17 protein-coding genes, 1 tRNA gene and 1 pseudogene are annotated in these 21156 nt (G+C 71.0%); 13 read left to right on the forward strand and 6 right to left on the reverse strand.

Annotation, left to right across the window (positions count from 1 at the left end; translation table 11 throughout):
- The first annotated feature begins 333 nt into the window (after nucleotides 1–333).
- The 3 genes and pseudogenes from ABT034_RS19130 to ABT034_RS19140 form a co-directional block, all read left to right on the forward strand.
- Nucleotides 334–966, forward strand: coding sequence for a DUF4365 domain-containing protein (locus ABT034_RS19130; RefSeq protein WP_351216591.1), 633 nt, complete (start codon nucleotides 334–336; stop codon nucleotides 964–966).
- Entirely contained in the window at nucleotides 963–2111 is a 1149-nt protein-coding gene (locus tag ABT034_RS19135) for a hypothetical protein (RefSeq protein ID WP_351216593.1), read from the forward strand. The genes ABT034_RS19130 and ABT034_RS19135 overlap by 4 nt, the downstream gene beginning before the upstream one ends.
- A 444-nt stretch (nucleotides 2112–2555) precedes the next feature.
- Nucleotides 2556–2651, forward strand: a pseudogene (locus ABT034_RS19140) (tyrosine-type recombinase/integrase); the annotation flags it as partial.
- A 58-nt stretch (nucleotides 2652–2709) separates the two neighbouring features.
- On the opposite strand, the gene ABT034_RS19145 reads toward ABT034_RS19140, so the two are convergent.
- Nucleotides 2710–2782: transfer RNA gene (locus tag ABT034_RS19145), tRNA-Arg, on the reverse strand.
- Between the two features lie 181 nt (nucleotides 2783–2963).
- On the opposite strand from ABT034_RS19145, the gene ABT034_RS19150 reads away from it, so the two are divergent.
- Nucleotides 2964–3467 (forward strand): hypothetical protein, encoded by a 504-nt coding sequence (locus ABT034_RS19150; RefSeq protein WP_351216595.1) that lies wholly within the window; start codon nucleotides 2964–2966, stop codon nucleotides 3465–3467.
- An 81-nt stretch (nucleotides 3468–3548) separates the two neighbouring features.
- Nucleotides 3549–5204 (forward strand): class I adenylate-forming enzyme family protein, encoded by a 1656-nt coding sequence (locus tag ABT034_RS19155; protein WP_351216597.1) that lies wholly within the window; start codon nucleotides 3549–3551, stop codon nucleotides 5202–5204.
- Here ABT034_RS19155 and ABT034_RS19160 read toward each other — a convergent pair.
- Nucleotides 5191–6462, reverse strand: coding sequence for a M6 family metalloprotease domain-containing protein (locus tag ABT034_RS19160; protein ID WP_351216599.1), 1272 nt, complete (start codon nucleotides 6460–6462; stop codon nucleotides 5191–5193). The two genes, ABT034_RS19155 and ABT034_RS19160, sit on opposite strands and share 14 nt — an antisense overlap.
- A gap of 272 nt (nucleotides 6463–6734) precedes the next feature.
- Between ABT034_RS19160 and ABT034_RS19165 the strand changes: the two genes are divergently transcribed.
- A complete protein-coding gene (locus ABT034_RS19165; RefSeq protein ID WP_351216601.1) occupies nucleotides 6735–7421 on the forward strand; it encodes a TetR/AcrR family transcriptional regulator in 687 nt (228 codons plus the stop codon).
- A gap of 139 nt (nucleotides 7422–7560) precedes the next feature.
- A complete protein-coding gene (locus ABT034_RS19170; protein WP_351216603.1) occupies nucleotides 7561–9105 on the forward strand; it encodes an MFS transporter in 1545 nt (514 codons plus the stop codon).
- A 163-nt stretch (nucleotides 9106–9268) separates the two neighbouring features.
- On the opposite strand, the gene ABT034_RS19175 is transcribed toward ABT034_RS19170, so the two are convergent.
- The gene (locus tag ABT034_RS19175) at nucleotides 9269–9787 is read right to left on the reverse strand and encodes a MarR family winged helix-turn-helix transcriptional regulator (protein ID WP_351216605.1); all 519 of its coding nucleotides are present in this window, start codon (nucleotides 9785–9787) and stop codon (nucleotides 9269–9271) included.
- A gap of 100 nt (nucleotides 9788–9887) precedes the next feature.
- On the opposite strand from ABT034_RS19175, the gene ABT034_RS19180 reads away from it, so the two are divergent.
- Nucleotides 9888–10676 carry a dioxygenase family protein gene (locus ABT034_RS19180; RefSeq protein ID WP_351216607.1) on the forward strand — a complete coding sequence of 263 codons (789 nt, stop codon included), beginning with the start codon at nucleotides 9888–9890 and terminating at the stop codon, nucleotides 10674–10676.
- 14 nt (nucleotides 10677–10690) lie between these two features.
- Here the strand turns inward: ABT034_RS19180 and ABT034_RS19185 are convergent, their stop codons facing one another.
- The gene (locus tag ABT034_RS19185) at nucleotides 10691–11758 is read right to left on the reverse strand and encodes a questin oxidase family protein (RefSeq protein ID WP_351216609.1); all 1068 of its coding nucleotides are present in this window, start codon (nucleotides 11756–11758) and stop codon (nucleotides 10691–10693) included.
- 421 nt (nucleotides 11759–12179) lie between these two features.
- Between ABT034_RS19185 and ABT034_RS19190 the strand changes: the two genes are divergently transcribed.
- A complete protein-coding gene (locus ABT034_RS19190) occupies nucleotides 12180–13181 on the forward strand; it encodes a sigma-70 family RNA polymerase sigma factor (RefSeq protein ID WP_351216611.1) in 1002 nt (333 codons plus the stop codon).
- 56 nt (nucleotides 13182–13237) lie between these two features.
- Here ABT034_RS19190 and ABT034_RS19195 read toward each other — a convergent pair whose 3' ends face one another.
- The gene (locus ABT034_RS19195; RefSeq protein ID WP_351216613.1) at nucleotides 13238–14197 is read right to left on the reverse strand and encodes a helix-turn-helix transcriptional regulator; all 960 of its coding nucleotides are present in this window, start codon (nucleotides 14195–14197) and stop codon (nucleotides 13238–13240) included.
- 63 nt (nucleotides 14198–14260) lie between these two features.
- Between ABT034_RS19195 and ABT034_RS19200 the strand changes: the two genes are divergently transcribed.
- The 4 genes from ABT034_RS19200 (at nucleotide 14261) to ABT034_RS19215 (ending at nucleotide 19701) form a co-directional block, all read left to right on the forward strand.
- On the forward strand, nucleotides 14261–15799 hold the full coding sequence (locus ABT034_RS19200) for an MFS transporter (RefSeq protein WP_351216614.1): 1539 nt from the start codon (nucleotides 14261–14263) through the stop codon (nucleotides 15797–15799).
- A gap of 190 nt (nucleotides 15800–15989) precedes the next feature.
- On the forward strand, nucleotides 15990–16751 hold the full coding sequence (locus tag ABT034_RS19205; RefSeq protein WP_351216616.1) for a DeoR/GlpR family DNA-binding transcription regulator: 762 nt from the start codon (nucleotides 15990–15992) through the stop codon (nucleotides 16749–16751).
- Nucleotides 16748–17701 (forward strand): 1-phosphofructokinase, encoded by a 954-nt coding sequence (gene pfkB, locus ABT034_RS19210; RefSeq protein ID WP_351216618.1) that lies wholly within the window; start codon nucleotides 16748–16750, stop codon nucleotides 17699–17701. Before ABT034_RS19205 ends, pfkB begins: the two co-directional genes overlap by 4 nt.
- Nucleotides 17698–19701, forward strand: a complete 2004-nt coding sequence (locus ABT034_RS19215; protein WP_351216620.1) for a PTS fructose transporter subunit IIABC — start codon at nucleotides 17698–17700, stop codon at nucleotides 19699–19701. The genes pfkB and ABT034_RS19215 overlap by 4 nt, the downstream gene beginning before the upstream one ends.
- Nucleotides 19702–19862: 161 nt before the next feature.
- On the opposite strand, the gene ABT034_RS19220 is transcribed toward ABT034_RS19215, so the two are convergent.
- Complete coding sequence (locus ABT034_RS19220; protein ID WP_351216622.1) at nucleotides 19863–20945, reverse strand: hypothetical protein; 1083 nt, start codon at nucleotides 20943–20945, stop codon at nucleotides 19863–19865.
- Nucleotides 20946–21156 lie beyond the last annotated feature (211 nt).

Here is a 21156-nt window from a genome sequence, read left to right on the forward strand (position 1 = left end):
CTCTGCGCACGACTCCCAAGACCGCGTGTGATGCGGGGCTTTCCCCAGCCCGGAGGCACCTCCTTCGGAGAGGCTGATCCTCGCGTTCGCCCCACCCACGGGCGGGCGGTTGTCAGTGGCGTGCCGTAGCTTGACGACCACTGCTGGCGAGTGGGGGAGAACTCGTGACACAGAGCGTGACGATTACCCGTCACATTGGCGCGTTGAGCCCAGAGCGTCTCTTTTGTCGCATATTTGAACTCGATGGTGGTAATACTGCGATAGCGGAGGCAAGGGTCCTAGCCCGCGTGATCTGAGGGCTTAGCAGTATGACGTTTGGGGGCGGTGTGCATCATGAGCGTAGGCCTCATTCGGGTCGTACCCGGACCTATCGCACTCCCTGCCAAGCTCCTAGCAACGACGGGTAGGCTGAAGGGCGTTGGGGCCAATCGGTACGGAGGAGGCCTCGTGGGGGACCCTGCCGCCTGGCAACAGGAGCAGATCAGCCTTGCCTACGTTCTAGCCGTTGCCACCGACGCGAACGCCACTGTTGCGTCGTGGAACGTGGACAAGGATGGCGTGGATGTCACGCTGAAGCGAGATCACCGGCTTGTCGAGGTGCAGATGAAGTGCACCTTTGACCCGCAGTACCTTGCCGACAAGACCACTCTCACGTACAACCTCGACGTGCCCACATACGACAAACTTCGTGGCCGTTTTCGCACTGCTCCCGGCTACCTGGGAGTCGTAATCGTTCCCCGTGATGCGAGTGTTTGGCTGAAGCATGGCCTCGACTCTCTGCTCCTGAAGTGCTCGGGCTTCTATGCCCAAATCCAGGACGGGGAGCCCGCCAGCGGGGACGTGACCAAGAGGATACATCTGCCGCAGGCCCAAGGGCTCAATGCTGCCGGCCTCGACGTGATGTTCGAATATGCCCACGAAAGACTTTTCGGAACGGATACTGCAAGCGGGGAGGCTATCGCGTGATTACCTCCGACGTTGGACCCGAGGAGCTGGCGAGCTACCTCAGCCGCTCGGGCTGGGTTCGGGCTCGATCGGGTTCCCTTGCTGAACTGTGGCAGTCAAACGCCGATATCGGCAGCGCGGTGCTGGTTCCACGCTTTATCGAAGCCGATGATTTCCGGCGAACGGTAGAGATTCTGACGAACGAAGTCGCGCGCCTAGAGCGAAGGCCTCCCGAAGATGTTCTGAGGGATATCTCCCGCCAATTCCTCGATGTCACCGACCTGAGGGCTCAGGATGATGACATTGACGAGGGAACGATCTCGCTTCAATCGGGGCTCGGCCTGTTTAACGCGGCGAACCATTTGATGGTGTCTGCCGCGGCTGCGACTATCCACAGGCAGGGCTATTACGGCCGATCGATCCCAAGAGCCGCTCATGCTCACGCCCGCCGGCTTCGACTGGGGCAGACGCGGCCCGGATCGTACATCCTTCCCGTCATCAGCAGCGCCCGCTTCGGTGCCACTGTTCGCGATAGTGACGGCATTCCGCATCTCGATGTGGCGTCAGAGGATGCCTACTTTGATCGGCGCGTCCTTGCGACACTTTCGCGGTCACTGGAAACTCTCGCAGAAATCACTATGCGTCGCGGTCGCGCACCCAGCAGGTCTGACATTCTGGATGCCGTAGACGAGGGTGTTTCCACTGAACTTTGCAACGCGGTTCTTGAGGTGATCGAGAAGGGCAAAGTTGAGATTTTCGATGTCGCCTTCAATTGGGCCCCCGCTTCTCCCGTTCCCGCCGACCTGCAACGACGCGTTGTATTCTCCAGTGAGAACGCTTCGGTTCTAACGCAGGTTCGTGACGAGCTAAAGGAATCGGATGAACCGTCAGAGATTGTCCTTTACGGAGTGATCAGAAGGATGTCTCTAAAGCAAAATGAGGATAGTGGGCGCGTGACGCTCGATACGGTCGTCGAGGGAAAGAAGAGGTCGGTCGCTTTCGATCTCGACCTAGCGACCTATAGGCGTGCAGCTCAATATCATGGTGAGCGCCGACGAGTGATTGTGACAGGCACCTTGGATGCCCCAGCAGGGCGTCCGGCCACAATGCTGGTCAGCACATTTGGGCCTGATCGATCGATTGCAAGTTTTGACGACTTGGGCTGAGGGTATTCCGGACCCTTCTACCCCCACTCCCATCCCGTCTGCCGTCGACCCACACGTACGTGGAGCGGGCGCGGTGCCGGGCGTCCAGGTGGAGCGCGCCACTGTACGAACGACCTGGACGCCCGGTGCCGTGTCTGCTCGGCTCGCCTGGGTCGATGGCAGACGGGATGGGAGTTCCCCGCCTCAGCCCTCAACGTGCCGGCACCCGTGTACGGAGCCCCCGCCATCCCGGAGCCTGAGCGCCCCCGCCGGAGGCGTCGTCTTGGCCTGAACCTCGCGCGATGACCTCTTACACCCCGGGGTCGACACCCATCAACCCGAGCCGTCAGGCGTGCGGCTGGCGGTCGGGCTGGAGCGGGGCGGAGACAGGAGCGCAGGCCCGGGCGACGGGCCGCGCGCGCCGCGCCGTGCGCGGCGGGTGCCTTGATGAAGTAGGGAAACTCTTACACGCACGTCGTCCAGGACACGCAGCGTGAGGCGATCAGCCACATGGACCGGCTGCTCAAGAGGCGGCCCGGTCGTCCTGAACGCTGCCGTTGATGTCAGCTGTAGATGTCAAAGGGCACCTAGCAACGTTGCTAGGTGCCCTTTTCCCTTGTGCCCCCGGCAGGATTCGAACCTGCGACACCCGCTTTAGGAGAGCGGTGCTCTATCCCCTGAGCTACGAAGGCGTGGCGGACCAGTGGAGTGGTGCGCCGCCGTCAGTGTAGCGGGTGGGGGTGGGCGGGTGAGGGGTTGCGCTCGTCGACCGTCGCCTCGGTGCTGTCGAGGAGGCCATCGCCCGGAGCTGGGGTTGAGCCCGCGCTCCCCTGGGGGCCGTATCGCCGTACAGCCCCGCCGCCCCACCGTCCTGTGGCAGGCTTCATCCTCATGGCATCCGACCCCTGGCAGGGCCACGAGCCCGGTGTTCTTCTCATCCTGTTGTTCGTCGGGCCGGCGATCCTGATGGGGCTCATCGTGTACCTGGTTTCGCGGCTCGCGCCGGACAATTTTCGGCGCTACACCCCGCACCGGGCCTGTCGGGATCTGTCCCTGGCCGCGGTCGCCTCCGGGGTTGCCCTCTATACCTGGGGGCTCCTTCATCTCTTCGTCACGGAGAGACAGGAGCAGGGGCAGGCGTGCGAGCTGCGGCGGCCCGGAGGGGAAGGCGCGCTCGTCGGGCTTCGGGGGGACTTCCTGCCGTTGCGGCTCGTCTGCGAGACGTCGTACGGCTCCGACTACGAGGTCGTCGTCCCCGGCTACATCAATCCGGCCCTCGCCTTCCTGTTGTGGATGGCCTTCGTTGCCGCCGTCGCCTCCGGGGTTCTCCACCAGCGTCGGCAGCGGTCGCGTCCGCCGGTGGGCGGCCGGGGTTGACCGGGGACATCGCGGCGCATAGCGTCGCCGCGCTGGAGTAGTCGAGAGCGCCGAGCGAGCGCCCGGGAGGTCCTCGTGGTCGTGTCCGACGCGCGAGCGCGGCTGACCGCGACCGGTGCGCCCTTCGCCGTCGAGGGCGGGGTGTACGTCGGCGGGCCCCGCACCCTGCGGGAGTTCGTCGAGGTGACCTGGGCCTACGGGGACCGGGTGTTCCTCGTGTCCGAGGACGGGCGGACGACGTATCGGGAGTTCTTCGACGCCGCTTGCGGGCTCGCGCGCCGGCTCGTCGGGGAGTACGGCCTGCGGCCCGGTGACCGGGCCGTCGTCGCCATGCGCAACCTTCCCGAATGGCAGGTCGCCTTCTGGGCCGCGCAGCTCGCCGGGCTCGTCGCCGTTCCCCTCAACGCCTGGTGGACCGAGGACGAGTTCGCGTACGCGCTCGACGACTGCGCACCCGGTGTGCTGCTCGTCGACGGCGAGCGGGTCGGGCGCGTCCGGGCGTGGGCGAGAAGGAACCGGGTGCCCGGGGTCGTCTTCCGTGGCGAGGGCGAGGGCGAGGAGGGGTTCGTCCCTTACGTCCCTGATACGGATCCGGTCCTCGGGCCGCCGCCCGTCGACGTCCTGCCCGAGCACGACGCCACCATCCTCTACACCTCCGGCACCACCGGCCGCCCCAAGGGCGCCGTCGCCACCCACCTCGCGCAGGCCGGCGCCGCCATGAACCCCCGGTACTTCGCCGCCGCGGCCGCCCTCGCGCGCGGGGACGTCCCCGGGGCCGGGCCCGCGCCCGTCTCCCTGACCACGTTCCCCTTCTTCCACGTCGCCGCCTTCACCTCCTTCTACGCCGTGATGGCCGCCGGCGGCACGCTGGTGATGATGCGGAAGTGGGACGCCGGCCAGGCCCTCGAACTGATCCGGGAACACCGCGTCACCCACTACGCGGGCGTGCCCACCACCGCGCTCCAGCTGCTCGACCTCGCCCGCGCCACCGGCGACCCGCTGGAGAGCCTCACCCTGCTCAGTACCGGAGGCGCCGCCGCCCCGCCCGGCATCGTCGCCGGGATCAGCGCCGGGTACGGGGAGCGCGTCGAGCCCCGTAACGGCTACGGGCTCACGGAGACCAGCGGCGGGGTCCTGTCCAACGTCGGCGCCGAGTACCGCGCCCACCCGGGGAGCGTCGGACGGCCCTCGCCCGCCACCGAGGTGCGGATCGATCGGCCTGATGTCGACGGCGTGGGCGAGTTGTGGCTGCGCGGGCAGTCGTTGATCCGGGGGTACTGGCGGGACGAGGCCGCCACGCGGGCCGCCTTCGGCGACGACGGCTGGTTCAGGACGGGAGACCTCGCCCGGGTCGACGCGGACGGGCGGGTCAGCATCGTCGACCGGCTCACCGACATGGTGATCCGCGGCGGCGAGAACGTGTACTGCGTCGAGGTCGAGGCCGTTCTGCAGGAGCACCCGGACGTCGTCGACGCCGCCGTACTCGGCGTCCCCCATGCCCTGTTGGGGGAGGAGGTCGTGGCCGTCGTGCGGTTGCGGGCGGGGGCGGGGGCCGGTGCGGGGCCGGGGGCCGATCCCGACCCCGACCTCCAGTGGCTCCGCGCTCACGTGGCCGCCCGCCTCGCCGCCTTCAAGGTGCCCGCCCGGATCGTCGTACGGCAGTCGGAGCTGCCCCGGAACGCCACCGGCAAGATCCTCAAGCGGGAACTGCGGAACGGTCTGTTCAACTCCGGGTGATGCGGACCCGGTAGACGCCCTTCGCGTCCTCGTCGAGCACCTGGATCCGGATTCCGTTGGCGCGGTCCGTGAACGTCTCGCCCGGCTGGTACGGGGCGTCCGACAGCTCCGCGTGGACGTTGGCGCGCCGGGTGCAGCCGCCGCTGGAGCGTTCGCTGTCCGAGACGGTCACCGGGCCGTGGCCGGTGTCCACGTCGGACTCGACCCGGTAGACGAGGACGCCCGGTTCGCACACCGCCTGGTCGTTGCCGTCCTGGCTGCGGACCTCGACCGCGTACCCGGAGGTGTCGGAGAGCGGGACGACCGCGAGCTTGGGACCGCCCTTGACGGCGAGCGGGGTGAGGGCGACGTCGACGGTGCCGATGCGGGAGGCGCAGCCGACCTGCTCGTTGTCGAGCCAGCCCAGCTTCCACTTGTGCCAGCCGAGGAGGTCGTTGTTGGCCCCCCAGTCCTCGGACATGATGTCCCAGTGCCCGACGGTCCCGCCGCCGTCCGCGGTGTAGAGGTCGGGCAGGCCGAAGACGTGGCCGTTCTCGTGCGGCAGGACGCGGTAGCCGGTCTCGGCGAAGCTGCCGGAGCCGTCGTCCTGGCGGCTGTAGACGAAGGACGTGTTGGCGAGTGGTACGCCGTCGGCGTAGGGGGCGTCGTCGTTGCCGGAGAACGTCACGGACAGGACGGTGTCGAGGGCGGAGGGCCCGGCGTTCGGTGTGATCAGGATGTTGACCAGGTCGTACGCGCTGAAGTCCACCTTCGGGTCGGCGGCCTTCACGATGTCCTCGACGAGGGAGCGGTAGCCCGGTTCGTACGGTGAGCCGCGCTCGATCCCGTACGCGGAGAACGCCCTGGGCATCCGCAGCCAGTCGGGTATCGGGGCCTCCGCCTCGTACGTGAGGCGCCCGTACGAGCTGGTGCGGAACCAGTCGGTGGTCTGCGGGAAGAACTCGCGGAAGCGGCCCATCGCCGTGCCGTCCCCGGTGACGTCGGGGAAGTCGATCATCAGGTTGAGGGCCCTGACCTGGCCCGTGGAGCGTACGTACCCGGGGGCCGTGGGTAGCCCCTCCGACATCTGCACGCCCATCGTGGTGGCGATGCGGCACGGCCCCAGCTGGGCGGCGTCGGGCGCGGTGGCCACGGGTCCTGCCGAGGCGGGGGCGGGTCCGGGGAGGGTGGTGCTCGCGGAGGCGAGCAGCGCGAGGGAGAGCGCCGTGGTCGCGGCCAGGGCGACGGGTCTGCGTATCCGTCGGCGGGGGTGCTGCATACGGACGCCTCTCCGGTGGGGGCAGGTCGGCGGCACGGTCCCTCTCCGGTCTCGCGGGGGCCGCGCTGTGCGATCAGCCTGTGACGAGCGGTGCGGACGCGCGCGCCGGGTGGCCCGATCGTGGGTATCCCGCCCGGACAGTGCGCCTGTGACGCGGGTCACATGCGTGCGGGGAAATAACCGGGGAGCGCGTCCCCGTTTACGCCTGTGTCGAAAGAAGTGGGGACTCGTTCCCCGGATGACCCCAGTGACGACTGTGAGGAGGCTGTGGCGTGACCGGTACCGGTACCGCTATCACCGACACCCCGCCCGCCCGCCGCGTACCCCGCCCGCGCGCCGACGCCCTGCGCAACCGCGAGCGGATCGTCACGGCGGCGCGCGAGATGTTCGTCGAGTTCGGCCCCCAGGTGCCGTACGACGAGATCGCGCGCCGGGCCGGCGTCGGGAACGCCACGCTCTACCGGAACTTCCCCGAGCGCCCCGACCTCGTCCACGAGGTCGTCCTCTCGATCATGGGCCGCGTCACCGAGATCGCCGTACGGGCCGCCGAGGAGGAGGGTGACACCTTCGCCGCCCTCCGGCGCTTCACCCACGCCGCCGCCGACGAGCGCATCGGAGCCCTGTGCCCGATGCTCGACGGGGCCTTCGACAAGGACCACCCCGATCTGACCGTCGAACGGGAACGCGTGGAGGAAGCCGTCACGGCGCTCGTCGACCGCGCCCAGCGGGCGGGCCGGCTCCGCCCCGACGTCGGCGTCGGGGACCTGATGGTGGCGGTGTCCCAGCTGACCCGCCCGCTGCCGGGTACGGCCTGCGGAACCAACTTCGAGCAGTTCGTCCACCGTCATCTGCAGCTGTTCCTCGACGGCCTGGAAGCGCCCGCGCGCTCCGAGCTGCCCGGCACGGCCGCCACCCTGGAGGACCTGAGACGCGACTCCTGCCCTTCGCGGACGTCATGACGCCGTGACGCCGTGACGTCGTGACGACGTGCGTGGGCGCTCACCCGCGCCTGCTTACCTGACCCGCACTCCCCGCACTTCCTCCCGCACTCCCTTTACGCCCTTTTTCACCAGTACGCGCCAAGAGGTGGCTACCCCCATGCCGAAAGTCCCCGACCACACCGTGACCCACGCCGACCCGGGCCGCTGGAAAGCGCTCGTCTTCATCGCCCTCGCCCAGCTGATGGTCGTCCTCGACGCGACGATCGTGAACATCGCCCTGCCCTCCGCGCAGCAGGACCTCGGCATCTCGGACGGCAACCGGCAGTGGGTCATCACCGCCTACGCCCTCGCCTTCGGCGGTCTGCTCCTCTTCGGTGGCCGCATAGCCGACCTGTGGGGCCGTAAGCGCACCTTCGTCGTCGGTCTGATCGGCTTCGCCGCCGCCTCCGCCCTCGGCGGGGCCGCGACCGGCGAGGCGACGATGCTCGGTGCCCGCGCGCTCCAGGGCGCGTTCGGCGCGCTCCTCGCGCCCGCCGCGCTCTCGCTGCTCGCCGTGACCTTCACCGACGCCAAGGAGCGCGCCAAGGCCTTCGGCATCTACGGCGCGATCGCCGGTGGTGGCGGCGCCGTGGGCCTGATCCTCGGCGGTTTCCTCACCGAGTACCTGAACTGGCGCTGGACCTTCTTCGTCAACATCCCGTTCGCGATCGTCGCCGCCGTCGGCGCGTACCTCGTGATCCGCGAGCCGGCGGGCGGCCGCAACCGCTCCACGCTCGACATCCCCGGCGTGATCCTGTCCACCCTGGGTCTGGTCGCGCTCGTCTACGGCTTCACCCGCGCCGAGTCCGAGGGCTGGAGCGACGCCGGCACGATCGGCATGTTCGTGAGCTCCGTGGTGCTGCTCGGCGTCTTCGTCCTCGTCGAGTCGCGGGTCAAGGCCCCGCTGCTGCCGCTGCGCGTCCTGACCGACCGCAACCGCGGCGGTGTCTACCTGTCGCTGGGTCTCGCCGTCATCTCGATGTTCGGTCTCTTCCTCTTCCTGACGTACTACCTCCAGATCGTGAAGGACTACTCGCCCGTCATGACGGGCTTCGCGTTCCTGCCCATGATCGTGGGCATGATCGTCGGCTCGACCCAGATCGGTACGCGCCTGATGACCCGGGTGCCGCCGCGGCTGCTCATGGCCCCCGGCTTCCTGACTGCCGCCGTCGGCATGCTGCTCCTCACGCAGCTGGAGGTCGGCACCTCGTACGCCGGTCTGATCCTGCCCGCGCAGCTGCTGCTCGGCCTTGGCATGGGTACGGCGTTCATGCCGGCCATGTCGCTCGCGACGCTCGGCGTGGACCCGCGGGACGCCGGCGTGGCCTCCGCGATGGTCAACACCTCGCAGCAGGTCGGCGGCGCCATCGGTACGGCCCTCCTGAACACGATCGCCGCCTCGGCGACCACCGCCTACCTGACCGACAACGCGGCGGGCGCGACCACCCCGGCCGGGCAGAAGCTGCTCCAGCTCCAGGGCATGGTCGAGGGCTACACCGCGGCCATCTGGTGGGCCGTCGGCATCCTGGTCGTCTCGGCCGCGATCGCCTTCGTCCTGATCAACACCGGGAAGCCGGACACCGGGGCCCTCGCCGGTTCGGGCTCCGGCGAGGGCGGCGAGGGCGCGGAGGACGAGCTGAAGGTGCCGGTCGTCATGCACTGACGGGTGCTGAAGGTGCCGGTCGTCATGCACTGACGGGTGCTGAAGGTGCCGGTCGTCATGCACTGACGGGACGGGTGCTGAAGGTGCCCGTCGTGTCGGTCGTCGTCCACTGACCCCGTAACACCGCGGGTCTCCCCCTGCCCTGGTTCCGCGAGCCGCGTGCTCAGCGGAGCCAGGGCAGGTCCGCGTCCGGGCCCGCGTCCGGGCCCTGGGGTTCGAGGCCTTCCGCCATGACCCGCATGATCGCGCCCAGTTGCTCCACCTGCTCGGCGGAGAGCCGGTCGAAGAGGGCCTGGCGTACGGCCGCCACATGGCCCGGCGCGGTCCGGCGCAGGACGTCCATCCCCTCCTCGGTCAGCGCGGCGAACTGGCCGCGTTTGTCGGAGGGGCAGTCCTCTCGCCGTACCCAGCCGTTCTTCTCCAGGCGGGCGATCGCGTGGGAGAGCCGGGAGCGGGTGATCTTGGCGCTCTTCGCCAGCTCCGTCATCCGGAGGCGGCGGCGGGGTGCCTGGGAGAGCTGGACGAGCAGTCCGTAGTAGATGTGCGGCATTCCCGCGTCGCGCTGCAACTGGCGGTCGAGGTGGTCCTCGAGGAGCGTGGTGGCGTGCAGGTATGCGCGCCAGACGTGCTGCTCCTCGTCGCTGAGCCAGCGGGGTTCGGTCATGTCTCCCATGGTTCCCATCGTACGACTCATTCTTGAAAGTTGAACTATGTCGGCTTATGCTGCGGAGTGAGTGAGCTTGAAGTTTCAATAACCACGTCGGAAGCCGGAGGCCGTCGCCATGGACACCACGCTGGTACGGATGCCCGCCCTCTACCTCTCCCACGGCGCCCCGCCGCTCGCCGACGACCCGGTCTGGCCCGGCCAACTCGCCGCGTGGGCCGCAGACCTCCCGCGCCCCGCGGCCATCCTCATGGTCTCCGCCCACTGGGAGGAGGCCCCGCTCGCGCTCGGCTCCACCGAGACCATCCCCCTCGTGTACGACTTCTGGGGCTTCCCCGAGCACTACTACCAGGTCCGGTACGAGGCTCCCGGCGCGCCCGCCCTCGCCGAGGCGGTCCGCAAGCTGCTCCGGACGCCTGGCACGCCCGTGCAGGACATCCCCGACCGGGGCCTCGACCACGGCGCCTACGTGCCGCTCGTCGAGATGTTCCCGGGCGCCGACATCCCCGTACTCCAGATCTCCATGCCCACCCTCGACCCGCGCCGGCTCATGGACATCGGGCGCAGGCTCGCCCCGCTGCGCGACGAGGGCGTCCTGATCGTGGGCAGCGGCTTCTTCACCCACAACCTCGCCGCCCTCCGCCACACCGGCGGCGGGGTGCCGGGCTGGTCCGCCGAGTTCGACGCCTGGGGCCACGAGGCCCTCGCCGCGCGGGACGTCGACGCCCTGCTCGGCTTCGCGCACAAGTCGCCCGCCGGACGCCTCGCCCATCCGCGTACCGAGCACTTCGCCCCCCTCTTCGTCACCATGGGCGCCGCGGACGCGGCCGGCGACCTCGACGCGGAGCGGTCGGTGATCGACGGGTTCTGGATGGGGCTTGCGAAGCGGTCGGTGCAGTTCGGGTAAGGGCGACAGCGTCGTCAGAACACCGGCGGGTTCAGCTCCACCGAGCGGACCGCCGCGGCGAGCGCCAGGGGGTCGCCCACGTCGAGTGCCGTGTCGGTGAACTTGATCGTGTGGTCGTCGCCGTGCGCCGCCGCCCGCTCGAAGACCTCCTGCGGGGTGAGGTCGGTCTTCGTGTACGGCTCCGCCTCCGCCGGGGTGTACGCGGCGGTCACCGCGGCCGCCGCCGTCCACGCCGCCGCCAGGCTCGGCGCCCACAGCTCGCGGGGGAGCGCGGGCAGGGCGCGCAGGACCGCGTTCGGCGCGGTCGCCGCGTGCACCAGCATGATCGGCTCGCCGTGGCCGTGCGTCGCGTACCGGTGCGTCGCCGCCGTCACCAGCTCCACGAGCCGCGCCCTCGCGGTGTCCGGGTCCGGTGCCGTGCCCCACACGGGGAACGCCGTCAGCCGGCCGAGCCGTCCCAGCATCGGGCCGTCCTGCTCGGGGATCGGCGGTACGGCTTCCAGGGCGGCCGCCGCCGTCGGCGCCGCGGCCAGCGGGGTGAGCGCGGGAAGCGGCAGGTGGCGGGCCGCCCAGTAGCCGAGGGCGTGCGCGAGTTCGGCGCGGCGCGGAGCCGTCTCCGGGGACGTCAGGAGGGTCCGTACGGCATGACCGGTACGGATCGCGGGATGCGTCGCGCCCCCCGCGATCCCGGGCAGCAGCCGGGGCCACCACTCGGCGAGGACCTCCCGCCAGGGGCGCCCGTCGAGCTCTCGGGTGAAGAACGCGGTCCAGTCGGTGGCCCGGGCCGGGTCACCGAGCGCCTCGCGCCAGTCGGCGGCCGTGACGGGGCGCGACGGGGGCGGCGGCTCCTCCAGCTTGTGCGCGTAGCGGTCCAGCCAGCGGTGCACGGCCGGGGCCTGGCCGCGGTGGACCAGGGCCTCGACGGCCATCGGGGCGTGGTTGGTGAGCCGGCCGAGCCGCTCGGGGCCGGTGGCGTGGAGGCGTTCGAGGGCTTCGTCGAGGATGCCGGTGGTGTCGCCGAGGGGGGTGGTGGTGCCGGTGGGGTCGCCGAGGGTGCCGGGGGTGCCGGTGGTGTCGCTCATGGCGAGGACGCTAGGGCGGGGGAGGGGTGGGGCGGAACGGGCGCGGGACCTAGTCCGGGAGGCCGAGGACGACCGGGCCGGGCGACCGAGCCTCGCGAGCGCCCTACGGGGTATGCGCACTTCAGGCAACCGTCTGCTCCGTCCGGGCGTCTGGAAAGACGGCGCCGCATGTGATCGCGGTCTCACCGACAGTGTGGTCGGGTACCCCGCGAGCGGCGCCGGATCACCCTCCGTGCCCGGTCTGACCTGCGCCTCCGTGGGTGTCGGAGCCATGCCCGCGGGGGCGGCGGCCGCGCAGGATACTGCATGATCGCGAAAATCCATGTGCCCGGTGGGAATTCTGTCCTGATTCCAGTCGTTGTTTCCGTCGGATGCAGGGCACCCGTAAAGGTGTCGCGACCTACTCAGCAAGGGAGCACGCATGGCAACCCGTGCCGTCGCCCGTCGTCAGACCTCCGCCACGAGCGGGGCCGCACGGGCAAGCAGCGTTCGCGCCGTGGGCGGGGAGATCGCCGACCGCGACCTGGTCGGCATGTACCTCGACGAGATCGCGCGCACGCCCCTGCTCGACGCCGCCAAGGAGGTCGAGCTCTCCCAGACGATCGAGGCGGGTGTGTACGCCCAGCAGGTCATCGACGGACAGGTGGAGAGCGAGGCGGGCGGCGCGTCCCCCGAGGAGCTCGAAGCGCTGGTCGCCGAGGGCGAGCGTGCCAAGGACCTCTTCATCAAGTCCAACCTGCGGCTCGTCGTGGCCGTCGCCCGGCGCTACCCGCGCAGCGGACTGCCGCTGCTCGACCTGATCCAAGAGGGGAACGCGGGCCTGGTGCGCGCGGTCGAGAAGTTCGACTACGCGAAGGGCTTCAAGTTCTCCACGTACGCGACCTGGTGGATCCGCCAGGCCATCACCCGGTCCATCGCGGACCAGTCCCGCACGATCCGGCTCCCCGTCCACCTCGTGGAGGAGCTCGGCCGGATCCGGCGGGTGCAGCGCGAGTTCAACCGGGAGAACGGGCGGGAGCCCGAGCCCGCGGAGATCGCCACGGAGCTCGGCTCGACGCCCGCGAGGGTCGTCGACGTCCTGGACTGGGCGCGTGACCCGGTCTCGCTGAACATGTCGGTGGACGACGAGGGCGAGACGCAGTTCGGCGACCTCCTCGAGGACACCTCGGCGATCTCCCCGGAGCAGTCGGTGCTCACGCTGCTGCGCAGCGAGGAGCTCGACGACCTCATCGACAAGCTCGACCACCGGACGGCGTCGATCATCCGCATGCGGTACGGCATCGAGGACGGCCGCGAGCGGACGCTGACGGAGGTCGGCAAGCAGCACGGCCTGACGAGGGAGCGGATCCGCCAGATCGAGAAGCACGCGCTGCTCGAACTCAAGAAGATGGCCCGCGACACCGGCTTCGACGCGGTGGCCTGAGGGGCGGTGGCCTGACGGGCCCGCTCGGCGGCGGACCCGGACCCCGGACGTCGTCCCTACCGCCGCGTCGACGCCGAAAGGCGGCTCGCCAGGTCCTCCACGTAGTCGTGGAGGGGGGCGGGACCGTGGATCGTGAAGGGGGCGTCCACCAGGGCGAGGCGGAGGGCCAGCCACTCGACCGAGTCCGTCACGCGCGCGTGGAGGCGGCAGGTGGTCGGGCCCGTCGCCGTGGGGACCAGGTGGGAGGGGAGGCGCGCGGTGACGAAGTCGGCGGGGGCCTCGAAGCTGACGTCCAGGTCGAGTTCGGCCTGGGCGCGGGACATGGAGCGGAGCAGGAGCTGCGCCGCGTCGCCCGCAGGCAGCTCGCGCGGGGTGAAGCGGGCCCCGGTGGCGAGCGGCTCGCTCACCCGGTCGACCCGGAAGGTGCGCCAGTCCTCGCGCCCGAGGTCGTACGCCACGAGGTACCAGCGGTGCCCGGTGGAGACCAGCCGGTAGGGCTCGACCAGGCGTTTCGTCTCGGCGCCGTCGCCCGCCCGGTAGCCGAAGCGCAGCTTCTCCCGGCCGGTGACCGTGCCCGCGAGAGCGGTGAGCGTGGCCGGGGCGACCGTGGCTCCGTCGCCGCGCGTCAGCGGGATCGTGGCGTTCTGGAGGGTGGAGACCCGGTGCCTGAGACGCGCCGGCAGCACCTGCTCCAGCTTCGCCAGGGCCCGTACGGACGCTTCTTCCACGCCCTCGATGGCGTGCCCGGCCCCGGCCCGCAGGCCGACCGCGATGGCGACGGCCTCCTCGTCGTCGAGGAGCAGCGGCGGCATGGCCGTACCGGCGACGAGCCGGTATCCGCCGACCGCGCCGAGCGTCGCCTCGACGGGGTAGCCGAGGTCCCGGAGCCGGTCGATGTCCCGGCGGATGGTGCGCGGGGAGACCGAGAGCCGGTCGGCGAGTTCGCTTCCGGGCCACTCGCGCGGGGTCTGGAGGAGCGAGAGCAGATTCAGGAGTCGTGCCGGAGTGTCCGTCATGTCTTCCAGGATGAGGCCGATCTAGGACACGAGCTGACCTAGATGACTTCTATCTTTCTTCGTATGAGTTCACACGACGCCGTCACGGACGCGGCCCCCACCGAAGCGAACGGCAAGCGGCGCTGGATCGCCCTCGCCATCGTCATGACCGCCGCCTTCATGGACCTGGTCGACGCCACGATCGTCAACATCGCGATCCCCAGCATCGAGCGGGACCTCGGCGCCGACTTCGGGGCCATCCAGTGGATCACCGCCGGGTACGCCCTCGCCTTCGCGGCGGGCCTGATCACCGGCGGCCGGCTCGGTGACATCTACGGCCGCAAGCGCCTCTTCCTCCTCGGCACGGCGGGCTTCACCGTCGCCTCCGCGCTCTGCGGCTTCGCGGTGAACCCGGAGATGCTGGTCGCCTCCCGGCTCCTCCAGGGCGCGGCCGCGGCGATGATGGTGCCGCAGGTCCTGTCGATCATCCACGTCACGTTCCCCGCGCACGAGCGCGGCAAGGTCTTCGGCCTCTTCGGCGCGATCATCGGCCTCGGCGCGGTCTCGGGACCGCTGCTCGGCGCGCTGCTCACGCAGTGGAACATCGCGGGCCTCGAGTGGCGGCCGATCTTCCTCATCAACCTGCCGGTCGGCATCGCGGGCCTGCTCCTCGGCCGGAAGTTCATCACCGAGTCGAAGGCGCCGAAGGCGCTGCGGCTCGACATGGTCGGTGTGCTCCTGGTGACGGGCGCGCTCCTGATGCTGATCTACCCGCTGACGCGCGGCCGTGAGCTGGACTGGCCGCTGTGGGGCCACCTGATGATGGCCGGCAGCGTGGTCGTCTTCGGCGCCCTCGTCGCGTACGAGAAGTACAAGACGAAGAAGGACGGTTCGCCGCTCGTCGAGCTGTCGCTGTTCAAGGTGAAGAGCTTCGCCGCCGGTATCGCCGTGCAGCTGACCTTCGGTGTCGTGATGGGCATCTTCTTCCTGGTGTGGACGCTGTACATGCAGGTCGGGCTCGGTTGGAGCGCGCTGAAGGCCGGTCTGACGGGGGTGCCGTTCTCGATCGCCGTGTCGGTGGCGGCCGGGATCTCGGTGCAGAAGCTGGTGCCGCGCTTCGGCCGGAAGGTGCTCCAGGCGGGCGCCCTGACGATGGTCGCGGGCGTCCTGCTCTACCTTTTCGAGGCCGGGCGTTACGGGACCGGGATCGCGTCCTGGCAGATGATCCCGCCGCTCGTGGTCATGGGTCTCGGCATGGGCCTGATCGTGGCGCCGCTGACGGACGCGGTCCTCTCGGACGTGCCGAAGGAGCACGCGGGTTCGGCCTCGGGCCTGATCAACACGACGGGCCAGATGGGCAACGCGCTCGGGCTCGGCCTGGTGTCGGTGGTCTTCTTCGGCGTGATCGACGACCGGCCCGCTCCGACGTCCCCCGCCGAGGCGAGCGCGGCGTTCACGGACGCCTTCCAGAACGCGATGGGCTGGGTCGCGGGCGTCCTCGCCGTGATCTTCCTGGTGATGTTCGCGCTTCCGTCGAAGCCGAAGCAGCACCTGGAGGGCGGCGGCGACGAGGAGGGTGACACCGGCGTGACGGTCGAGAAGGAGCCGGCGCTCACGCACTGAGCCGCCGGTCGTGCCACCGAGGGGCCCTGGGTCCCGGGAATCGTCCCGGGACCAGGGCCCCTCGGCATGCCCGGACCTGATCGATGTCTGTTCATGCCCGAATGGATGCCCGAGTCCGTTTACTTTGCGGAACCTCGGCCGTAGTCTGACGCTGAAACCACAGGTTCGGGCATCGAAACGGACGTAAACCATGTACGCACCCGAGCGTCAGCAGCAGATCCTGCGGCTCGCCCGCGAGGGCGGACGCGTCGACGTCCTCTCCCTCGCCGAGGAGTTCCAGGTCACCGCCGAGACCGTACGGCGCGACCTCAAGGCCCTCGACCGGGCCGGACTCGTCCGCCGCGTGCACGGCGGCGCCATCCCCGCCGGATCGCTCGACTTCGAACCCGACCTCGCCGAACGCGAGTCCACCGCCGCCGACGAGAAGGACCGGATCGCCCGCGCCGCCCTCGCCGAACTGCCCGAGGAGGGCAGCGTCGTCCTGGACGCCGGCTCGACCGTCGCCCGCCTCGCCGCCGAGTTCCCCCTCGACCGCGCGCTGACCGTCGTCACCCACGCCCTCCCCGCCGCCGCCCGCCTCGCCGACCACCCCGGCATCGACCTCCACCTCGTCGGCGGCCGCGTACGCCACCGCACCCGCGCCGCCGTCGACGCCTGGGCGCTCAGGGCGTACGGCGAGATCCGCGCCGACGTCGCCTTCCTCGGCGCCAACGGCTTCTCGCCCGAGCACGGACTCACCACCCCCGACCTCGCCGAGGCCGCCGTCAAACGGGCCGTCGTCGCCGCCGCCCGCCGGGTCGTGCTCCTCGCCGACTCGGCCAAACACGGCCAGGAGCACTTCGCACGCTTCGGCGACCTGACCGACGTCGACCTGCTCATCACCGACAGCGGCCTCAGCCCCGAGGACGCCGCCGCCATCGAGGCGGCGGGAACGGAAGTCGTCCGCGCATGATCCTCACCGTCACCCCCAACCCCTCCCTGGACCGGACGTACGAGATCCCGGCCCTGGACCGCGGCGAGGTGCTGCGCGCAGGCGCCGAACGCGTCGACCCCGGCGGCAAGGGCGTCAACGTCTCCCGCGCCGTCGCCGCCGCCGGGCACTGCACCGTCGCCGTCGTCCCGCTCGGCGGGGCCCCCGGCGCGCTCGTCGCCCAACTCCTCGCGGGACAGGGCATCGAGGTCGCCCCGGTCCCCGTCACCGGACACACCCGCTCCAACATCGCGCTCGCCGAGCCCGACGGGACCCTCACCAAGGTCAACGCGCCGGGCCCGGAGCTGACGGCGGAGGAGTCGGAGACCCTGCTGGCCACCGTCGGCGCGTACTCGCCCGCCGCCGACTGGATCGCCTGCTGCGGCAGCCTCCCGCGCGGCCTCACCCCCGAGTGGTACGCCCGCCTCGTCACCCGCGCCCATGGCGCCGGGGCCCGGATCGCGCTCGACACCTCGGGACCGTCCCTGCTCGCGGCGCTCACCGCCCGGCCGGACGTCGTCAAGCCCAACGCCGACGAGCTCGCGGAGGCCGTGGGCCGCCCCCTCTTCACCGTCGGTGACGCGGCCGAGGCGGCGGAGGAACTGCGCGGACTCGGCGCGGGCGCCGTCCTCGCCAGCCTCGGCGCCGACGGCCAGCTCCTCGTCTCGGCGGCCGGCGTCTGGTTCGGCTCGGCGCCCGTCGACGCCGTCCGCTCCAACGTCGGCGCGGGCGACGCCTCCCTCGCCGGCTTCCTCGCGGCGGGCGGCGAGGGCCCCGACGCCCTGGCCGCGGCCGTCGCCCACGGCGCCGCCGCCGTCCAGCTGCCGGGCAGCGAGATGCCCACGCCGGACGACCTGGACCCGACGGCGGTCACGGTGACCCCCGACGTACCCCTCGACCGAGTACTCAGCGAGCAAGGGAGCCCGCGATGAGCAGGATGATCACCGCGGACCTGGTCGACCTCGACCTGTCCGCCGACACCAAGGAAGCTGCGGCCCGCCTCCTCGCCGAGCGCATGGCCGCCCTCGGGCGGGTGACCGACCTGGACGGCTTCCTCGCGGACGTCGCGGCCCGCGAGGCCCAGATGCCGACCGGCCTCGACGGCGGCATCGGCATCCCGCACTGCCGCAGCGCCCACGTCACCGAACCGACCCTCGCCTTCGGCCGCTCGACCGCCGGCGTCGACTTCGGCGCCCCGGACGGCCCGGCGGACCTGATCTTCCTGATCGCCGCCCCGGCGGGCGCGGACGACGCCCACCTGACCATCCTCTCCGCCCTGGCCCGCCACCTGATGGACGAGCAGTTCACCTCGTCCCTGCGATCCGCCACGTCACCGCGAGCGGCAGCGGCGCTCATCGCGGGGGAGGAATCAGCGGGGGAGGAACCCGAGGGGGAGGAACCCGAGGAGGAGCAGCGGGAGGCCGCGCCCGACCCGGTCGAGGGGCCGGTCCCGTTCCGGATCGTCGCCGTCACCTCCTGCCCCACCGGCATCGCCCACACCTACATGGCCGCCGAGTCCCTGGAGAAGGCCGGCCTGGCCGCCGGTGTCGAGGTGGTCGTCGAGACGCAGGGCTCCGCCGGGTTCACCCGGCTCGACCCGGCCGTCGTCGCCGCCGCCGACGGCGTGATCTTCGCCCATGACGTGCCCGTACGGGAGAAGGAACGGTTCGCCGGGAAGCCGACCGTCGACGTCGGCGTCAAGGCCGGCATCAACCGCCCCGCCGAACTGATCGCCGAGGTCCGGGACAGGGCCGAGCGCGGTGAGACCTCCGACGTCTCCACCGCCGGGCCCACCCCCGTCGAGAGTGTGGGCGAGCCGAACGAGGGCTACGGCACCAAGCTCCGTACGTGGCTCATGTCCGGGGTGAGCTACATGGTTCCCTTCGTCGCCGCCGGCGGCCTCCTCATCGCGCTCGGCTTCGCCATCGGCGGCTGGGACATCGACAAGGCCCCGTCCGTCACGGAGCACTTCGCCTGGGGCCAGGCCGACAGTTGGGCCGCCCTGATGTTCCAGATCGGCGGGCTCGCGTTCAGCTTCCTCGTACCCGTCCTCGCCGGGTACATCTCGTACGGGATGGCCGACCGCCCCGGTCTCGTCCCCGGTTTCGTCGGCGGCGCCATCGCGCTCACCGTCAACGCCGGCTTCCTCGGCGGCCTCGTCGCCGGTCTGCTCGCGGGCGCCACCGTCCTCGCCGTCCAGAGGGTGCGGATCCCCCCGGTCCTCAGGGGCATCATGCCGGTGGTCGTGATCCCGCTGGTGTCCTCGATCGTCGTCGGGTTCCTGATGTTCCTCGTCGTCGGCAAGCCCATCGCCTCGCTCCAGCAGGCGCTGACCGACTGGCTGTCCGGGCTCTCCGGCGCCAACGCCGTCATCCTCGGCGTCATCCTCGGCCTGATGATGTGCTTCGACCTCGGCGGCCCGGTCAACAAGGTCGCGTACGCCTTCGCCGTCGGCGGCCTCGCCACCCCGAACGAGGGCTCCCTGAAGGTCATGGCCGCCGTGATGGCCGCCGGCATGGTGCCGCCGCTCGCGATGGCCCTGGCCACGACCGTGCGGGGCCGGCTCTTCACCCGGGCCGAACGCGAGAACGGCAAGGCGGCCTGGGTCCTCGGGGCCTCGTTCATCTCCGAGGGCGCGATCCCGTTCGCCGCCGCCGACCCGCTGCGGGTCATCCCGGCGGCGATGGCGGGCGGCGCCGTCACCGGCGCCCTGTCGATGGCCTTCGAATGCACCCTGCGGGCCCCGCACGGCGGCCTCTTCGTGACCCCGCTGATCGGCAACCCGCTGCTCTACCTGCTCGCGATCGTGGCGGGCACGGTGGTGAGCGCCGGTCTGGTGATCCTCCTCAAGGGGGCACGGAGGACCACGCCGGAGGGCGGGCCGAAGGGGCGGCAGGCCACGGCCGGCACGAAGGTGACCGTGGCGGCCTGACCCCCGGCCCCTGGACAGGAGGGGCGCCCGGCCCCTGGACAGGAGGGGCGCCCGGCCCCTGGACAGGAGGGGCCGAGGAAAGGGGCGGTGCGCTCAGCGGGCGCACCGCCCCTCGGGCGTGTTCCTCTTCGTCACCGGCACCACGTACCGGTGACGGCCCGTCAGCGGCTCTTCAGAGCCTTCGGGATGCGGTTAGGGGCGCCCACGGCGAGGTCACCCTTGAACTTCGTCGACCGCAGGACCGCCGGGGTCGGCGTCGTCTGCTGGGTCCAGCCCTCGTCCCAGACGAAGGTCTGACCCTGGATGTCGCCGTGCGTCTGGTACACCAGACCGCTCGTCGTCACCACCTTGACGTACGCGTCGTTGCCCTGCGCCTCGATGGCGATGGCGCAGACGTTCGGGGGGAAGGCGTTCATCGTCGCCGCGGACCCGTTCGCGGGGTCGGTCATGGTGGGCGTGGTGTTGGTGAGGTCCTGCCAGACGATCGTGCCGCCCGGCACGCTCGCCTTGCCGACGAAGGCCCTCCCGCCGGTGAGCACCGCCTGGAAGTCCTCGGAGTTCGACGGGCTGTACGTGTCGATGTCGGAGCACGGGCCGGTGGCGCCCTGGGGGCCCGCAGGCCCTGCGGGTCCAGCGGGGCCGGCGGGTCCTGCCGGGCCCGCGGGGCCCTGCGGGCCGGCCGGGCCGGTGGCGCCGCCGCCGGGACCCGTCGGGCCCTGGGGTCCTGCCGGGCCGGCGGGACCCTGCGGTCCGGCCGGGCCCTGCTCGCCGTCGGCTCCCGCCGGTCCCGTCGGGCCCTGGGGTCCTGCCGGTCCGGTCGGGCCGGTGGGGCCGGGCCTCCCGCCGTGGTCCTCGCAGTCGTTGCCCAGCGCCTGGTCGCGCTCGGCGCTGTCCATGGCCTGGCGCATCGCGCCGTCGACGTACGCCCGGACGCTGTCCGCGTTGCGCGGGCCGTCGTGGTGGCCGGGCGGCGGACCGTCGTGGTGGCCCGGGGGCGGGCCGTCGTGGTGACCGGGCGGCGGGCCGTCGTGGTGGCCGGGCGGCGGACCGTCCGGGCACTCCTCGGTCGGCGGGCCGGCCAGGGTCACACCCGCGGACTGGGCAGGGTCGTGCGACACGGCGGCCGCGGGGCCCGCCATGCCCGTCAGTACGAGGGCGAGCGAGGCGACGGCCCCACCGGAGACCCAGCCGCGGCGACGGGCGAGCGGTCCCAGCGGGGACTTGGTCCTGAGATCAGGACGCATACATCTGCTCCTTCAATAACCGGATCGAGTGATGGAGTGGAAGTTTGTTCGGCTTCCATTCGAATCATCGGATCGCGATTGCAACCTCTTGAGGGTGCCGAGAAGTAATCAACTCCCTGGCCTACCCAGGGCATCGAATGGGTGCATGCGCGGGAGCGAATACGGATCCAGCCCCCGGCGTGCCGTTTCCGGGCGCCCGGCCCACGTTCCT

Source organism: Streptomyces sp. NPDC002773 (assembly GCF_040295605.1).
GTDB lineage: Bacteria > Actinomycetota > Actinomycetes > Streptomycetales > Streptomycetaceae > Streptomyces.